Raw genomic sequence first — 17760 nt, 5'->3', positions numbered from 1 at the left:
CATCAATTCGGATAAACCGTATGTCAAAAATAACCGTTACCTGTTTTTCGCCCGTATTTTTTTGTGCGGTACAGCCGAAAAAATGGTCTAAAACGTGATCAATTTAACACCTTGCTCATTGACCGTAAAGAAAGATGCGCTACATACAAGTGTAGCACCGTTCGTTACGTGTAAATTCCTTCATACGGTCGGAAGGTTTCTCGTCATTATTCACTGCCACTGATGATGCAGCAGCTTTTCCTCTCACTTACGTTTGAGCGTAACGCTGACATCCCTTTGATAAGGATGTTAGGATGGTCAATGATTGATAATGACGGTAACAAGCATGTTAGACAATGTTTTGAGAATTGCCACACGCCAAAGCCCCCTTGCGCTCTGGCAGGCACATTATGTCAAAGACGCCTTAATGGCAAATCACCCCGGTCTGATCGTGGAACTGGTTCCTATGGTAACCCGTGGCGATGTGATCCTTGATACCCCGCTGGCGAAGGTCGGGGGGAAAGGGTTGTTTGTTAAAGAGCTGGAAGTCGCGCTGCTGGAAAAACGCGCCGATATCGCCGTGCATTCCATGAAGGATGTGCCGGTTGAATTCCCTGACGGTCTTGGACTGGTCACCATTTGCGAGCGAGAGGATCCGCGTGATGCTTTCGTCTCAAATAAGTACAACACGTTGGATGACCTTCCCGCAGGTAGTATTGTCGGGACATCCAGTTTGCGTCGCCAGTGCCAGTTGGCAAAGCGTCGCCCGGATCTCGTCATCCGTTCGCTGCGTGGCAACGTCGGTACGCGTCTCGGCAAACTGGATAACGGCGATTACGACGCCATTATCCTGGCGGTCGCCGGGTTAAAACGTTTAGGGCTTGAATCGCGAGTCCGTACCGCACTGCCGCCGGAAGTCTCCCTGCCCGCTGTCGGGCAAGGCGCCGTCGGCATAGAGTGCCGACTGGACGATATGCGTACTCAGGCGTTGTTAGCGCCGCTCAACCACGAAGAGACCGCGCTACGCGTAACAGCCGAACGCGCCATGAACACTCGCCTCGAAGGGGGATGTCAGGTGCCTATCGGCAGTTATGCCGAACTCATCAACGGTGAGATTTGGCTACGCGCGCTGGTCGGCGCGCCTGACGGATCGCAGATGGTATGCGGGGAACGTCGCGGTGCCGCGCAGGATGCTGAACAGATGGGCATCTCTCTGGCAGAAGAGCTCCTGGAGAATGGTGCGCGCGCCATTCTGGCTGAAGTTTATAACGGAGAAGCACCCGCATGAGTATTCTGGTCACCCGCCCGTCTCCCGCAGGGGAAGAGTTAGTGAGCCGTCTGCGCACACTGGGGCAGGTGGCCTGGAGTTTTCCGCTCATCGAGTTTTCCCCGGGTCGGGAACTGGCAACACTCGCCTCCCGACTGTCGGCGCTGACGGATAACGATCTGGTTTTTGCCCTCTCGCAGCACGCTGTCACCTTTGCCGATGCCGAACTTCAGCAACAAGGGAAAAGCTGGCCTTCCCTTCCGCATTATTTTGCCATTGGTCGTACAACGGCGCTGGCACTGCATACTGTTAGCGGCTGCAATATTCACTATCCTCTGGATCGGGAAATCAGCGAAGTCTTGCTACAATTACCTGAATTACAAAATATTGCGGGAAAACGCGCGCTTATTTTACGCGGTAACGGCGGTCGGGAACTGATAGGTGAAACCCTGACGGCGCGCGGAGCCGATGTTGATTTTTGTGAATGTTATCAACGCAGTGCAAAAAATTACGATGGTGCGGAAGAAGCAATGCGCTGGCAATCTCGCGGCGTGACCACGGTGGTGGTCACCAGCGGTGAGATGTTACAACAGCTCTGGTCGCTCATTCCGCAGTGGTATCGTGAGCACTGGTTACTACGCTGTCGGCTGCTGGTCGTCAGTGAGCGTCTGGCGCACCTCGCCCGGGAACTGGGCTGGCAAGATATTAAGGTCGCTGATAACGCCGACAACGATGCGCTACTACGCGCATTACAATAACTCTCATAATGGGATGCCATAATGACGGAACAAGAAAAATCCTCCGCCGTGGTTGAAGAGACCAGGGAGGCCGTGGAAACCACAGCACAGCCAGTCAATACTGAAAAAAAGGGTAACAACAGCACGGCGCTGATTCTGAGCGCGGTGGCGATTGCTATTGCGCTGGCAGCAGGTGTGGGTCTGTATGGCTGGGGGAAACAGCAGGCAACAACGCAGACGGCAACCAGCGATGCGCTGGCGAACCAGCTGACGGCGCTGCAAAAAGCGCAAGAAAGCCAAAAAGCTGAGCTGGAAGGCATCATTAAACAGCAGGCAACGCAGCTTGATGAAGCCACTCGCCAGCAAGCCGCGCTGGTCAAACAGCTTGATGAAGTACAGCAAAAAGTCGCCACTATCTCCGGCAGCGATGCTGGGACATGGCTGCTGGCGCAGGCTGATTTTCTGGTAAAACTGGCTGGTCGTAAATTATGGAGCGATCAGGACGTTACCACCGCCGCGGCGCTGCTGAAAAGCGCCGACGCCAGTCTGGCGGATATGAACGACCCGAGCTTAATTGCCGCCCGTCGCGCGATTACTGACGACATCGCGAGCCTCTCCGCGGTAACTCAGGTCGACTATGACGGCATTATCCTGAAAGTGAATCAGCTCTCTAACCAGATTGATAACCTGCGTCTGGCCGACAACGACACCGACGATTCACCGATGGACTCCGACAGCAGCGAGCTGTCCAGCTCAATTAGTGAATGGCGCGTCAACCTGCAAAAAAGCTGGCAGAATTTTATGGACAGCTTTATCACTGTTCGCCGTCGAGATGAAACCGCCGTCCCGCTGCTGGCACCGAACCAGGACGTTTACTTACGTGAGAACATTCGTTCTCGCCTGTTAGTAGCCGCCCAGGCCGTACCGCGTCATCAGGAAGAGACATACCGTCAGGCGCTGGAAAATGTCTCTACCTGGGTACGCGCCTACTACGACACCGACGATGCAACCACCAAAGCTTTCCTGGAAGAGGTAGACCAGCTGAGCCAACAAAGCATCAGTATGGATGTGCCAGAAACACTGCAGAGCCAGGCTATTCTCGACAAATTAATGCAGACCCGCGTGCGTAATTTACTGGCGCAGCCTGTCACAGCGCCGGTTGCCGCCGCTCCTGCTCCTTCGGCAGACACCCCGGCAACCGCGCCGCAAGGAGAATAATGATGCTAAAAGTATTATTACTCTTTGTACTGTTGATTGCCGGGATCGTCGTTGGTCCAATGATTGCCGGTCATCAGGGCTACGTGCTGATCCAAACCGATAATTACAACATTGAAACCAGCGTGACGGGCCTGGTGATCATCCTGATCGTCGCGATGGTCGTCCTGTTTGCGATTGAATGGCTGCTGCGCCGAATTTTCCGCACCGGCGCGCATACCCGCGGATGGTTTGTCGGCCGTAAACGTCGCCGCGCCCGCAAGCAGACTGAACAAGCGCTGCTCAAGCTGGCAGAAGGCGATTATCAGCAGGTTGAAAAGCTGATGTCGAAAAACGCCGATCACGCTGAGCAACCGGTAGTGAATTACCTGCTGGCGGCAGAAGCGGCCCAGCAACGTGGCGATGAAGCGCGTGCGAATCAACACCTTGAGCGTGCAGCTGAACTGGCCGGGAATGATACGATCCCGGTAGAAATCGCTCGCGTTCGTCTGCAACTGGCGCGTAATGAAAATCACGCCGCGCGCCACAGCGTAGATAAGCTGCTGGAGGTGACGCCACGTCATCCGGAAGTGCTGCGTCTGGCTGAGCAAGCCTACATTCGCACCGGCGCATGGAGTTCGTTACTGGATATCATTCCATCTATGGCTAAAGCGCATGTGGGTGATGAAGAGCACCGCGCAATGCTGGAACAACAGGCATGGGTGGGTCTGATGGATCAGGTTCGCGCCGATCAGGGCAGTGAGGGGCTACGTACGTGGTGGAAAAACCAGAACCGTAAAACCCGTCATCAGGTTGCCCTGCAGGTCGCGATGGCTGAACATCTGATTGAGTGCGACGATCACGATACGGCGCAGCAGGTCATCATTGACGGTCTGAAACGTCAGTATGACGACCGTCTGGTGCTGCCGATCCCGCGCCTGAAAACCAACAACCCGGAACAGATAGAAAAAGTGTTGCGCCAGCAGATTAAGGCCGTTGGCGATCGCCCGTTGCTGTGGAGCACGCTGGGGCAATCGTTAATGAAGCATGGCGAATGGCAGGAAGCCACGCTCGCCTTCCGTGCTGCGCTCAAACAGCGCCCGGACGCCTACGACTACGCCTGGCTTGCTGACGCGCTGGACAGACTGCATCAGCCGGAAGAAGCCGCCACCATGCGCCGTGATGGCCTGATGTTGACGCTGCAGAACAACAATCCCCCGCAGTAATTCCCTCTTGCCCGGTGGCGCTTCGCTTACCGGGCAATTGTATACACAAAATCATTCAAGATGCATCAAGGCGGCAAGTCTGGGAATCCCCAAGAGCTTACATAAGTAAGTGACTGGGGTGAGCAGACGTAGCCAACAAAGAGGCAGCTTGAAGGATGACGTGTATATGCATAAAAAAACGCCCGCTCGGTAAGGAGCAGGCGTTAAACAGGTCTGTATGACAACATAATGGGTGCTTCACTCAACGTTATGTCCATGGTGTTTGATGAGGCATGAGCGACATCTGTCTGTGGACGATAAGCACCGTAAACGGCTCTGCATCATTCCTGAGTTTATGAGGCCTGATGGCGAACATAAGAGATGGAATGAGCATCTACCCGTATATTATTGCACAACGCATGCCACGATTGCACTGCAAAAACTATGGATTCGAACTTTTTAAGACATCAGGTAATTCGCGGGAATAAGGGCTGAGGAGGAAAAATCAGAAAACAAAAAACCCCGCCGAAGCGGGGTTCAAAATTGGTCGGCGAGAGAGGATTCGAACCTCCGACCCACTGGTCCCAAACCAGTTGCGCTACCAAGCTGCGCTACTCGCCGTTTTACTGCTTTTTGAATTTTTAGTTCAATTCTTTAAGTCGTGGTGCGAGGGGGGGGACTCGAACCCCCACATCCTAAGGACACTAACACCTGAAGCTAGCGCGTCTACCAATTCCGCCACCTTCGCATTTCACAACTTTAAATTAATGGGGTGGCTAATGGGATTCGAACCCACGACAACTGGAATCACAATCCAGGGCTCTACCAACTGAGCTATAGCCACCACTGCAAATCTTTTACGCGGTATTAAAACCACCGCAGCTCCGGCACCTAACTAAATGGTGCGCCCGACAGGATTCGAACCTGAGACCTCTGCCTCCGGAGGGCAGCGCTCTATCCAGCTGAGCTACGGGCGCTTAGCGCCGTTGCGGGGCTGGATATTACGGAGGTCTCGGTCTTCTGTCTAGTGCTTTTTTAAAATAAATTATCGTTTGGTCATGGTTTGTGCGTTTTGTCGCTTATTCCCGCAATTTATGGGCTGTGCCATGACGATTCAGACCAAAAACCTTATAAATGAGCGTCACAGCCAGTAAGAAGATAATCCCAACAAACAGCGACATTCGGGTATCTTCATTAAAGTACATACCGATTAATACGCAAATCAGGAACGCCATCGTCAAATAATTCGCCCACGGGAACAGAATCGAGCGGAAAGGATGACTGGCGATCGCCGCTTTATGCGCCTGACGGAAACGCAACTGGCTTATCAGGATCACAAACCACGGCACCATCCCCGGCAACACACTGGCACTATAGACATAAACGAACACCCGTTGCGGATTGGGAATGATGTAGTTCAGGCACGAACCAATCAGCAGGATCGCGATAGAAATCGCTACACCGGCAACCGGCACGCCATGGCGAGAGACTTTTCCAACAGCGGCTGGTAGCTGGCGATTCTTTGCCAGCGCGTAGAGCATACGCCCGCAGCTGTACATGCCGCTGTTACAGCCAGACAGTGCCGCCGTCAGGACCACAAAGTTAATAATCCCTGCCGCGGCGGTAATACCAATCTTGGCAAAGGTGAGAACAAACGGGCTGCCGTTGCTGCCGATCTCGTTCCACGGGAAAATAGTGACGATAACAAAGATCGCGCCGACGTAGAAAATCAGGATACGCCACAGCACCTTCCCCACCGCGCTACGCAGCGTGACCTGGGGGTTCTTCGCCTCACCCGCAGTAATGCCGATCAGCTCTACGCCCTGGTAGGAAGCCACGACAATACACAATGCCGTCAGAAAACCCTTCCAGCCGCCGGCAAAGAAGCCGCCGTGGTCGGTCAGGTTGCCAAAGCCAATCGCCTGACCGCCATTGCCAAAGCCGAAGAAAATGACCCCTAACCCAATAACGATCATCACAATGATGGTGGTCACTTTGATCATGGCAAACCAGAATTCAATTTCACCATACAGGCGAACCGCGGCGAGGTTTGCCAGCGCAACCAGCCCGACAGCAATCAGGGCAGGTATCCATTGCGCCATTTCCGGGAACCAGAACTGTACGTACACCCCGATGGCGGTAATCTCTGATATCCCTACCGCCATCCACATAAACCAGTATGACCAGGCGGTGAGATAGCCAAAGAAGGGGCTCATGTAACGGTGCGCGTAAACCGCGAATGAACCGGCAACCGGCTCGAGGAATAACATCTCCCCCATGGAACGCATAATGAAAAAGACGAACAGCCCCGCGACGATATACGCCAGCAGTACCGAAGGCCCCGCCCATTTCAGGGTACTGGCGGCGCCCATAAACAGTCCGACGCCAATAGTGCCTCCAAGGGCAATTAATTCGATGTGACGAGCCTCCAGCCCACGCTGTAGCTCAGGTTTGTTCTCGGCCATAAATCCTCTTGATGTGTTTGCATGCTGTCCGGTATTACCGGTTCTCGTTATGGGTACATCTTGTTATTCCATAACAGGCCATACGGCACCGACCGCTTAACGGTTGGCGCCAAAAACACCACGGCACTGTAATGATTGTTGCGAATGGTTTCCTAAAATCGCTTAAATGGCAATTAAAGCATTCAAAAAATGAATAGATTGTGCGAGAAAGCAGCGATTATGTTGTGAATAAGTAGCGTGATTAGCAGATCACGCTACTTATCAGAGGAGAGAGCATCAGAGGTTGCCGGTATAGTGCCAGCGGAGATAGCGCAACAAACGAAGTTGACGGGTGATACGGCTCGGCTGTGACAGTAAGCGATACAGCCACTCCAGCCCCAGATTTTGCCAGAGTTTAGGCGCACGCTTAACGTGACCGGTAAAGACGTCGTAGGTCCCCCCTACCCCCATATACAGCGCTTCAGGGTGGATCTTCCGGCAATCACGCATAAAAATTTCTTGTTTCGGCGATCCCATCGCTACCGTCACAATTTGCGCACCGCTGGCGTGGATACGTTCAAACAATGCCTGACGCTGCTCCGGCGTAAAATAACCGTCCTGGCTACCCACAATGTTCACATGCCACTGCGCACGCAATTTGGCTTCGGTTTGCGCCAGAACCTCAGGCTTGCCGCCAATCAGGAAAACCGGCGTTCCCTCCTGCCCGGCTCTCGCCATTAGCGCTTCCCAGAGATCGGCCCCCGCTACGCGTGAAATCTGAGCCTGCGGGAATTTTTTACGCACCGAACGCACCACGCTAATACCATCCGCATATTTGAACTCAGCGGCGTTAATCAGATCCCGTACTTCAGGGTTATCTTCTGCCGTCAGCATTTTCTCGGCATTGATAGCCACCAGCGTCCCAGGCCTGAGGCGTCCTTCGGCAAACAGGTAATTTAGCGCGTGTTGCATATCGCGCCAGCCAATCAGTTGTAGTCCGCGCAGCGAATAGAGTGGCGCAGTTGTGTTATCCGTCATTACGATCCTTCAATCTGTGTCCGGGGCAGCGATTTAATTCGTTTATGGATAAGTCCCGCGCTATCGAATAGCCAGAACAGCAGTTTTGCCACCAGCAGACAAACGCCAAAAATCACGAGGAAAAAGACCACTCGCGAGACAAACGAATCCAGTCCTTCACGTGCCAAAACGATCATATTGAAAATGGCGCCAAAACAGAAACTGTGCAAAATGGCCGCCTTGTAGCGATTGGTTTCGCGGTTACCTAATTCATATAGCCAGTCGAACCATTTAATGATTAACCCGACGACAATCGCGCCTAACGGTATAAACAGCGCCCCGCCCATCACCACCAGCGAACCAATTAACGTGGGTGAAATCGCCAGCCCCGAGTGGTTGTTCAACACTTCCCAGGTAAAGTAGTTCGCGGAGTTGAGAACGATACTCGGCCGCCCGGGCCACAGCCAGGTGGGGATAAAGACGTAGAAATCACGGACGATCGGCGCCAGCCCCTGGAACTCAATATTGTGGTAGTTCTGCAGCAACAGCGCCAGGTTTTCCCACGGCGAGAAAGTATCACGCGTCAGGTACAGGAACGTATAGAACGCCTCGTCACCGCTCACGTTCATCCCGTAGCGTTTCAGCGCCAGCCAGAACATACCGACGATGCCCAACACGCCTGCGGCGGCCAGCATCCACAGCGAAATCCAACCGCGAATAATGCCGATAAACAGGAAGATGGCAAACGCGATAATAATATTGGCGCGCGTTCCGCCGACAATCATATAGGTCAACAAGCCAAAAGCGACGGTGCTTACCAGGAAGAACAGCCACGCTTTGCTGTCCTGACGCAGAAAGTAGACCACCAGCATCGCCGGAATGAAGAAGTAGAAGAAGCGCTTTAACGCCACGCCAGAGACTTCACTGGAAAAAATCTGGCTGTAGGATTGCAGTCTGAACAGCAGGAACCCATTGTGCATAAAGAAGACGCCCACGCTCACCAACGCAATCGCCATCAGAATAACCCAGGTTAAATGGGCTTCAACGCGATTAATGGTAAATAGCGGCCTGCGCGGCTTATCCTCTACGCGCTTACGTAAACGCGTTTTATACGTCACGTAGTAAACGGCATAGAAGCAAGCGGCTGACAGCAAAGCCTGCAGCAGGATCTCCGGGGGCGCTACCGCCACATCAAAACGAAACACCAGGATGCTGGTCAGCGGGAATCCGAAGAAGAACGTTAGCAAAAACAGCAACGAGAAAAAGACGTTGAAGTTAAAACGCACGCGGCGAAATTCAAACCAGGTCAGCGTGGCGATAAACAAAGTGGAGAGCAGCCAGACCACCAGCAGCCCGCTGAATTGCATCAGGCTCATTTAGTTTCTCCTGAAGCAATGCGCAGCGCGTTATGCCACGGCTGCAGATAATTCGGACTAAAGAAGGTGATCGTATTTTTATCTACCAACGCCAGTTGCCGCTGCGCTTCGCGTACGAGACCTTCATTGAGTTGATCTGTCGTAAACAGAACCGGGATATTTTGCTCTGCCATATCCTGCCAGAAAGGATTTTCACGGTTGAGTACGCACGGGATACCGGCCTGGATCAACAAACATAAGGTGCCGATCCCTTGCTGACGAGCAAAAATAAAGTAGCCCAGATCGCACTGACGCAATAGTGCCAGATAGGCATCAAACTCCAGTTTTTCACTCAATATTTGCAAATTATCCGCGCTAAATAATGCCAGACCCGCCTGACGAACCTCGTCGATATAGGCCGTATTATTGGCCGGATACCCCATTGGCACTATCACATTCACCGTGTCACCAAACTGCTGGTGAACAGCACGTAGCGCGGCAATATGCTCATTGCTGCGATCGCCAGAGTTGCCAACCAACACCGTCATCTTACCGCTGCGCTGGCTTTCACTGCTCATATTATTGAGCGAGGGATCCATCCGCGTTGGGAAATAGAGCAGTTCGCCGCGAACGTGCGGATGCTGCCCGGCGAAATAACGTAAATCGCCTCGCGTAGCAAACACGCAGCCCACGCGATTCTGCGCCATGCGACGAATCGGGTAAAACAGGCGGAATTTCAGCCCACTGGAAACTTCATATAAATCCGCGCCCCAGATGTGCCAGTAAAACTGCTCCGGTTTAATTCCCCCACTCAGCAGCGCCAGCCACAGGCTGGTGTTGAACTGACCATGAAAGAAGAAGCGCTGTTGGCGATCCGCTTTCGCCTTCGCAATAACCGCCTGGGCCAGCGCCTTTTTTCCGTCGTAGAAACTCAGCGATAACGCCGGGCAGCTCTCACTGAACCCAGCATCCTGGCCTGCAACCATAAACGTGCGCGCATGCTCGCTCGTCGCAGCCAGCGAATCGTTAAAAAACCGCAGCACGGTGTGGTTATGGTGAGGGATATCCGATCCCAGAACGTGAATCAGTACAGTCATGCCCGCCTACGCCAGAGTAAAAACACGCCACAACAAAGAGAAAAATAGACGATGTATGTTGCCATATACGCCTGCGCTGCGCCCAGAGCACCATGTGCCGGGATCAGCCAGTGGGCAAACGCCGTCAATAACATGAACTGGCTAATTTCAGCCAAAATATAAAACCGCAGCGACGCTTTCGCGATCACCAGATACCCAAAAACGTAGGCGCCAACTTTCAGTACATCGCCGACCAGTTGCCAGGCAAACAGGTCGCGCATGGCGGTAAATTTTGCGGAAAAGAGCAGCCAGATCGCAAAATCACGCAATAGCCAAACCGTAAAGCTCGCGGCGGCAACCGCCGGCAGCACGAACTTCAGCGACTTAATGACCTCGCGGGTAATGTCATGCTTTTCTGTCAGCCGCGACAACGTCGGCAGCAAGTAAACGCTGAATGAGGCGGTAATAAATTGCAGATACGCATCGGAGATACTGCTGACCCCCTGCCAGATCCCCACATCATCCCAGCTGTACTGTGCCGCCAGCAGGTTTCGCATCATCACGTATGCCACAGGCAGCGTTACAGAGGTAATCAGCGCCATCAGCGTAAACTTGCTTAACTGCCCTGCCAGACCATTGTCCCACGAGGGCTTCAGGTAATGCAGCGGAATAGTTCCACGCTTAAGCAGCATAATAATGGCAGGGATAACGACCAGCGCAGGCACCAGAGCCAGGCCCAGCAAGGCGCCTTCATAGCCCCCCAGGCGATAGCAGCCATAGTAAGCCACTACGCCAACCAGGCTACCCACAATCAGCGACAGCGCGTTGCCTGCCGCATCGCGGAAGCCTTTCATCAGCGCCAGCAGCAGGTTAGCCCAGGCGATGCCCATCTGCACCAGCGCAACCAGTCGAACCAGCCCCTGATAATGCGTATGGCCAAACAACCCCTGACTGATCGGCGCGGCCGCCAGCAGAAAAACCGCCGCCATCAGCGTAGAGAATCCCAGCACCATTGCGGAAGATGTACCGACCACCTTACGGAGCCGGGCCGGATCGTCATGGTGCTGCGCAACGTATTTCGTGACACCGTTGAAAATGCCAGCCCCCGCCAACACGCCCAGCACGGTGACCATTTGGCGAAAATTACCCGCCTGGCCCACACCTGCCGGGCCAAAGGAGACGGCCAATAGTTTCACCACCAGCAAACCCGCCCCAATTTTTACCAGCGTACTGGCCGCCGTCCATAAGGACGCTTTAGCAAGCGACATATCAGGAGAAGTAATTGAGTAAGGTCGAAATTACCGTTCGCTGGTTAACCGGTGACAGGTTATAGAACAGCGGTAAACGCAGCAGACGCTCGCTCTCTTTGGTGGTGTAACGATCAACACCGGCAAACTCGCCAAATTTATCGCCAGCCGGGCAATCATGCAGCGGAATATAGTGGAACACCGCCATAATTTCGGCTTCTTTGAGGAAATTAATCAACGCGGTGCGATCGTCGATATCGCGCAGCTTGATATAAAACATATGGGCATTCTGCACGCAGTTTTCCGGGACAGCAGGCAGCTCAATACGTCCGGCACGCGCCAGCGGTTCGAGGGCATCATAGTAATTCTGCCACAGCGCCAGACGCTGCTGGTTAATACGGTCGGCCGCTTCCAGTTGCGCCCACAAATAGGCAGCCTGCAGATCGGACATCAGATAGCTGGAGCCGATATCGCGCCAGGTATACTTATCTACCTGGCCACGGAAAAATTGACTACGGTTTGTCCCTTTTTCACGAATAATCTCGGCACGTTCGACTAATTTTTTATCATTAATCAACGTCGCGCCGCCTTCACCGCCTGCAGTGTAGTTTTTGGTTTCATGGAAGCTAAAGCAGCCGATGTGACCAATTGTCCCCAGCGCCCGGCCTTTGTAGGTCGACATCACGCCCTGAGCCGCATCTTCGACCACATACAGGTTATGTTTGCTGGCCAGCGCCATAATGGTATCCATTTCGCAGGCCACGCCCGCGTAATGTACCGGCACAATAGCGCGGGTTTTGTCGGTGATCGCCGCTTCAATCAGCGTTTCGTCAATGTTCATGGTATCCGGACGGATATCAACAAAGACGATTTTCGCCCCGCGTAAAACGAATGCGTTAGCCGTGGAGACAAATGTGTAGCTCGGCATGATGATTTCATCGCCGGGCTGAATGTCCAACAGCAATGCCGCCATCTCAAGCGATGCGGTACAAGATGGCGTCAACAGAACTTTCTCGCTGCCAAAATGCTGCTCCAGCCACTGCTGACAGCGACGGGTAAAGCCGCCGTCGCCACACAGTTTGCCGCTGTTCATCGCAGACTGCATGTAATCGAGTTCAGTTCCCACCACCGGCGGTGCATTAAATGGAATCATCGTGTCACCTGTATAACCAATACGCGGTGCTTTCCACATTCGCACCACTGTGTATGTAACGTTTAAGCGCGGCGGTGTTACCCATTTGGGTTGCCACGCGCAATATTGTTTTACCGCGGGCCTGCGCCCAGCAAAGCGCAGCCAGCATTAGTTCTTCACCCGCGCCACGCCCAGCCAGTAGGCCTATTCGCGCCTCGGTCGCATTCAGTTCGCGCAGCGAGACATAACCACGAATTTCACCTGTCGGCGTGCGTAAAACGAGGCATTGATGATCGAACGTCCCCAGCACCGCATTTTCAATCCACTGCGCATAAAAACGCGAACTGGCATCTGCGGCGTACCACGGAGCGCGAAAACGACTTTGCGCGAATGCCTGTTCTGCCAGGCAGCGTAATGCCGGGATATCCGTAGTTTGCGCGATCTGCGCGTCAGAGTTGCCGCTGGCACACGTCACTGGCAGTACAAAATCCACTTCGCCTTCGACCAGTGAGAAACCCAACCGCTGCAAGGCATCCAATTCATGAATATTTGCGGCAGGAATTTTTGCCTGTACCCGCGACCAGGGATGTAACGCATCCACCGTCAGAACCGGCGCGTGTTGGTCAAACCGTATAATGGCGCTATTCACGCCAAAAAACGTATTTTCCCAGCTAAGCGGCTCAATACTGGCGCGGACGAGCACGGAGCAGCTCCAGCAAATATTGGCCATAGCCCGTTTTAGCCAGCGAGCTGGCGGCACGTTTCACGCCTTCATCATCCAGCCAACCGTTACGCCAGGCGATCTCTTCCAGACAGGCTATTTTAAAACCCTGACGTTTTTCTACCGTCTGCACAAAAGTACTCGCTTCGATCAGACTGTCATGCGTACCGGTATCCAGCCAGGCAAAGCCACGTCCAAGCAATTCCACCGTCAGATGCCCATCATCAAGATACATCTGGTTGATCGACGTAATCTCCAGTTCTCCACGCTCAGAAGGTTTCACGCGTTTTGCGTATTCCACCACTTTACTGTCATAGAAATAGAGCCCTGTTACCGCCCAGTTAGATTTCGGTGCTTTCGGCTTCTCTTCCAGAGAGATAGCGCGAAAATTGTCGTCAAACTCCACAACACCAAAACGTTCAGGATCCATGACCTGGTAACCAAACACCGTCGCACCTTCTGTGCGGGCGGCTACATGACGTAGTTTTGGACTGAAGCCCTGACCAAAGAAGATATTATCCCCTAATACCAGACATGACGGTTCACCGTTAAGGAACGTTTCACCAATGATAAATGCCTGCGCTAATCCATCCGGGCTGGGTTGCTCGGCATAGTGCAATTCAATGCCGAACTCAGAGCCATCGCCTAACAAACGCTGGAAATAACCTTTATCTTCCGGCGTGGTAATAATCAGAATTTCGCGAATCCCCGCCAGCATTAGCACTGATAGCGGGTAGTAAATCATCGGCTTATCGTAAATAGGCAATAGCTGCTTCGATACGCCACGCGTAATGGGATACAGGCGAGTACCTGAACCGCCCGCCAGAATGATACCTTTCATGCGTTGTCTCCTCCGGGAGCCAAAACCAGGCTGTTAGCCCTTCAGACCTAAACGTTCACCCTGATAGCTGCCATCCTGCACGGGTTTCCACCATGCCTGATTATCCAGATACCACTGCACGGTTTTGCGCATTCCGCTTTCAAACGTTTCCTGCGGTATCCAGCCTAATTCACGCGCAATCTTCGACGCGTCAATGGCATACCGCACATCATGACCCGGGCGATCGTCAACAAAAGTGATCAAGTCTCGGTACTGTGCAATGCCTTGTGGTTTTTGCGGCGCCAGCTCTTCCAACAGGCTACAAACCGTTTCGACAACGTCCAGGTTTTTACGCTCATTGTGACCACCAATATTATAGGTTTCCCCAATCGCGCCCGTTGTCGCCACGCAATAGAGCGCCCTGGCATGATCTTCTACATACAACCAGTCGCGGATCTGTTGCCCATTGCCGTATACCGGCAGCGGTTTCCCAGCCAATGCGTTGAGGATCATCAGCGGGATGAGTTTTTCCGGGAAATGGTAGGGGCCATAGTTGTTAGAGCAGTTGGTAATGAGCGTTGGCAGGCCATAGGTTCGCAACCACGCGCGTACCAGATGATCGCTGCTGGCTTTCGACGCGGAATAAGGGCTACTCGGCGCATAAGGCGTGCTTTCAGTAAAGAAATCATCTGTCGAATGGAGATCGCCATACACCTCATCAGTTGAGATATGGTGGAAGCGAAACGCCGATTTTTTCTCGCTGGCCAATGCACTCCAGTAAGCGCGTGCCGCTTCCAACAGCGTGTAGGTGCCCACAATGTTGGTTTCGATAAAAGCAGCCGGACCATCAATGGAGCGATCGACATGGCTTTCTGCCGCCAGATGCATCACGCAGTCTGGCTGGTAGTGTTGAAACACCTTGTCGAGCGATGCCCGATCGCAGATATCCACTTTCTCAAAGGCAAAACGGTCATTCTGTGCAACCGGCGTCAGCGACATCAGGTTTCCGGCATAGGTCAGCTTATCGACCACAACCACCGCATCCTGGGTCTCTTGAATAATATGCCGTACCACTGCCGAGCCGATAAACCCCGCGCCACCGGTAACCAGAATTCGTTTCATTAGCGCCAGACCCCTTTGGTATCAACGATGTACTGCTGAAGAACCGCATCGCCTTTAATGGCTTTAAATTCATTATGGTCGACCAGCATGACCAGCACATCGGCGCTTGCCAGCGCATCGTCCAATGTCGCCAGTTGGCAAATGCCGTCCAGTTTTTTCGGCAGTTGATGGATATTCGGTTCCACCACCAGCATTTCACCTTTGTGCCAATGCGCGATGCTTTGCGCAATTCCCATCGCCGGGCTTTCACGTAAATCATCAATATTCGGTTTAAAAGCCAAACCAAAGCAGGCGATTTTCACTTCACTGGCCCGTTTGTTGGTATCTGCCAGACAGTCGGCCACAGCGGCTTTTACCCGCTCGACGACCCAATGAGGCTTACCATCATTAACTTCGCGTGCGGTACGGATCAGTTTCGCCTGCTGCGGGTTCTGCGCCACGATAAACCACGGATCGACCGCGATACAGTGTCCACCAACGCCAGGTCCTGGTTGCAGAATATTGACTCGCGGATGACGGTTTGCCAGGCGAATCAGTTCCCAGACGTTAATCCCCTGATCGGCGCAAATTAGCGATAATTCATTCGCAAAGGCGATATTGACGTCGCGGAAGCTATTCTCAGTCAGCTTGCACATTTCCGCGGTGCGGGCGTTGGTCACGACACATTCGCCCTCAAGGAAGATGTTATACAACTCACTGGCACGCGCGGAGCAGACGGCGGTCATCCCGCCGATCACGCGGTCGTTTTTTATCAGTTCGACCATGACCTGGCCTGGCAGCACGCGCTCCGGACAATACGCAATATTCACATCGGCCTCTTCACCGACCTGCTGCGGGAAAGTCAGATCAGGCCGCATTTCTGCAAGCCATGCGGCCATCTGTTCAGTTGCCCCGACAGGTGACGTCGATTCAAGTATCACCAACGCGCCTTTTTTCAGCACTGGCGCAAGAGACTTCGCCGCAGCTTCAACGTAGACCATATCGGGTTCATGCTCTCCCTTGAACGGGGTAGGCACAGCAATCAGATACGCATCAGCGTCTACGGGAGTGGTGGTTGCACGAAGAAATCCGTTTTCGACCGCCGTTTTCACCACAGCGGCCAGATCGGGCTCAACAATGTGAATTTCGCCGCGATTAATGGTATCCACTGCATGTTGATTTACATCTACGCCAATTACATGTTTTTGACGGGAAGCAAAGGCAGCCGCCGTTGGCAGTCCGATATAACCCAGCCCAATGACAGAAATGGTCGTAAAACTCATAGCGATACCCGATTATTTTTTAACGCGTGTAAAATGCGGCCACACGCCAGCCCGTCACCATATGGGTTATGGGCACGGCTCATGGTCTGATATTCATTGTCGTCATGCAGCAAACGCGTGACTTCTTCTACGATACGCTGTGGGTCAGTCCCCACCAGGCGTACAGTGCCTGCGGTAATAGCTTCAGGCCGTTCCGTTGTTTCACGCATCACCAGCACAGGTTTCCCCAGGGATGGGGCTTCTTCCTGAATCCCGCCGGAATCGGTCAGGATCAGCCAGGCGTGATTCATCAGCCAGACAAACGGCATGTAGTCCTGCGGTTCAATCAGAATCACGTTTTCAACGTGCCCCAGGATGCGGTTGACCGGCTCGCTGACGTTAGGATTCAGGTGTACCGGATAGACAATCTGCACATTCTGATTAGCCGCGGCAATTTCCGCCAGCGCGTGGCAAATGTTTTCAAAGCCGCGACCGAAGCTTTCCCGACGATGACCGGTCACCAGTATCATCTTTTTATTAGCGTCGAGGAAAGGGTAATGTTCGGCCAGTTCAGCCCGCAATGCATCACTCGCCAGTACGCGGTCGCGTACCCAGATCAACGCATCAATAACCGTATTGCCCGTGACGAAAATACGATTATCAGGAATAGCTTCCCGTAACAAATTCTGCCGCGAGTTTTCTGTCGGCGCAAAATGATACATAGCCAGACGCCCGGTCAGCGTACGGTTCGCCTCTTCCGGCCAGGGAGAGTAAAGATCGCCAGTACGTAACCCCGCCTCGACATGCCCCACCGGGATGCGCTGATAGAACGCAGCCAAACTGGTAGCAATAGTGGTCGTGGTATCACCGTGAACCAGCACCACATCAGGTTTGAAATCAGCCAGAATTGGCTTTAACCCTTCAAGAATTCGGCAGGTAATTTCTGTTAGCCCCTGACCTGGCTGCATAATATTGAGATCGTAGTCAGGTACTATGGAAAAGAGGTTCAACACCTGATCGAGCATCTCCCGATGCTGCGCTGTGACGCAAACTTTTGCCTCAAAATCAGGATCTTTTGCCAACGCATGAACCAGAGGTGCCATTTTTATAGCCTCCGGTCGCGTGCCAAATACAGTCAGTACTTTCACATCGATTCTCTTCGGATTGGCAGTAAGGGCCCAGCCCCTCACTGCAACGGTATTG

Annotated in this window: 15 protein-coding genes and 4 tRNA genes; 4 read left to right on the top strand and 15 right to left on the bottom strand. The window is 53.2% G+C overall.

Annotated elements, in window-relative coordinates:
• Positions 1-325: 325 nt before the first annotated feature.
• From hemC to hemY, 4 genes are read left to right on the top strand one after another with little or no spacing between them, the layout of a single operon-like run.
• Positions 326-1267, top strand: a complete 942-nt coding sequence (gene hemC, locus FOB24_RS01945) for a hydroxymethylbilane synthase (protein WP_038634520.1) — start codon at positions 326-328, stop codon at positions 1265-1267.
• On the top strand, positions 1264-2004 hold the full coding sequence (gene hemD / locus FOB24_RS01940; RefSeq protein ID WP_042314019.1) for a uroporphyrinogen-III synthase: 741 nt from the start codon (positions 1264-1266) through the stop codon (positions 2002-2004). Before hemC ends, hemD begins: the two co-directional genes overlap by 4 nt.
• A gap of 21 nt (positions 2005-2025) precedes the next feature.
• Positions 2026-3201: a uroporphyrinogen-III C-methyltransferase gene (gene hemX / locus FOB24_RS01935; RefSeq protein WP_038634526.1), complete on the top strand. Its 1176-nt coding sequence runs from the start codon at positions 2026-2028 to the stop codon at positions 3199-3201.
• A gap of 2 nt (positions 3202-3203) precedes the next feature.
• The gene (gene hemY, locus FOB24_RS01930; RefSeq protein WP_038634530.1) at positions 3204-4403 is read left to right on the top strand and encodes a protoheme IX biogenesis protein HemY; all 1200 of its coding nucleotides are present in this window, start codon (positions 3204-3206) and stop codon (positions 4401-4403) included.
• A 523-nt stretch (positions 4404-4926) separates the two neighbouring features.
• On the opposite strand, the gene FOB24_RS01925 is transcribed toward hemY, so the two are convergent.
• The 15 genes from FOB24_RS01925 to wecB form a co-directional block, all read right to left on the bottom strand.
• Positions 4927-5003, bottom strand: a tRNA-Pro gene (locus tag FOB24_RS01925).
• 41 nt (positions 5004-5044) lie between these two features.
• Positions 5045-5130, bottom strand: a tRNA-Leu gene (locus FOB24_RS01920).
• A 20-nt stretch (positions 5131-5150) separates the two neighbouring features.
• Positions 5151-5226, bottom strand: a tRNA-His gene (locus FOB24_RS01915).
• A 56-nt stretch (positions 5227-5282) separates the two neighbouring features.
• Positions 5283-5359 (bottom strand) — tRNA-Arg (locus FOB24_RS01910).
• 102 nt (positions 5360-5461) lie between these two features.
• Positions 5462-6847, bottom strand: a complete 1386-nt coding sequence (thrP, locus tag FOB24_RS01905) for a bifunctional threonine/serine APC transporter ThrP (protein ID WP_087856738.1) — start codon at positions 6845-6847, stop codon at positions 5462-5464.
• 276 nt (positions 6848-7123) lie between these two features.
• Complete coding sequence (gene wecG / locus FOB24_RS01900) at positions 7124-7864, bottom strand: lipopolysaccharide N-acetylmannosaminouronosyltransferase (RefSeq protein WP_069325088.1); 741 nt, start codon at positions 7862-7864, stop codon at positions 7124-7126.
• Complete coding sequence (wzyE, locus tag FOB24_RS01895; RefSeq protein ID WP_038634539.1) at positions 7864-9219, bottom strand: ECA oligosaccharide polymerase; 1356 nt, start codon at positions 9217-9219, stop codon at positions 7864-7866. The genes wecG and wzyE overlap by 1 nt, the downstream gene beginning before the upstream one ends.
• Positions 9216-10295, bottom strand: a complete 1080-nt coding sequence (locus FOB24_RS01890) for a TDP-N-acetylfucosamine:lipid II N-acetylfucosaminyltransferase (RefSeq protein WP_085049773.1) — start codon at positions 10293-10295, stop codon at positions 9216-9218. The genes wzyE and FOB24_RS01890 overlap by 4 nt, the downstream gene beginning before the upstream one ends.
• Positions 10292-11542, bottom strand: coding sequence for a lipid III flippase WzxE (gene wzxE / locus FOB24_RS01885; RefSeq protein ID WP_038634544.1), 1251 nt, complete (start codon positions 11540-11542; stop codon positions 10292-10294). Before wzxE ends, FOB24_RS01890 begins: the two co-directional genes overlap by 4 nt.
• Before the next feature lies 1 nt (position 11543).
• Entirely contained in the window at positions 11544-12674 is a 1131-nt protein-coding gene (rffA, locus tag FOB24_RS01880; RefSeq protein ID WP_069325091.1) for a dTDP-4-amino-4,6-dideoxygalactose transaminase, read from the bottom strand.
• A 4-nt stretch (positions 12675-12678) separates the two neighbouring features.
• Positions 12679-13356: a dTDP-4-amino-4,6-dideoxy-D-galactose acyltransferase gene (rffC, locus tag FOB24_RS01875; RefSeq protein WP_150344451.1), complete on the bottom strand. Its 678-nt coding sequence runs from the start codon at positions 13354-13356 to the stop codon at positions 12679-12681.
• Positions 13334-14215: a glucose-1-phosphate thymidylyltransferase RfbA gene (gene rfbA, locus FOB24_RS01870; protein ID WP_038634554.1), complete on the bottom strand. Its 882-nt coding sequence runs from the start codon at positions 14213-14215 to the stop codon at positions 13334-13336. The genes rffC and rfbA overlap by 23 nt, the downstream gene beginning before the upstream one ends.
• Before the next feature lie 33 nt (positions 14216-14248).
• Complete coding sequence (gene rffG, locus FOB24_RS01865; protein WP_137347642.1) at positions 14249-15316, bottom strand: dTDP-glucose 4,6-dehydratase; 1068 nt, start codon at positions 15314-15316, stop codon at positions 14249-14251.
• The gene (gene wecC / locus FOB24_RS01860) at positions 15316-16578 is read right to left on the bottom strand and encodes a UDP-N-acetyl-D-mannosamine dehydrogenase (protein ID WP_087856742.1); all 1263 of its coding nucleotides are present in this window, start codon (positions 16576-16578) and stop codon (positions 15316-15318) included. Before wecC ends, rffG begins: the two co-directional genes overlap by 1 nt.
• Positions 16575-17705, bottom strand: a complete 1131-nt coding sequence (wecB, locus tag FOB24_RS01855) for a non-hydrolyzing UDP-N-acetylglucosamine 2-epimerase (RefSeq protein WP_085049769.1) — start codon at positions 17703-17705, stop codon at positions 16575-16577. The genes wecC and wecB overlap by 4 nt, the downstream gene beginning before the upstream one ends.
• Positions 17706-17760: the final 55 nt, after the last annotated feature.

This window comes from Citrobacter werkmanii, assembly GCF_008693645.1.
Taxonomy (GTDB): Bacteria; Pseudomonadota; Gammaproteobacteria; order Enterobacterales; family Enterobacteriaceae; genus Citrobacter; species Citrobacter werkmanii.
Note: the sequence above shows the minus strand (reverse complement) of the source record. Positions and strands in the feature narration are given on the sequence as shown.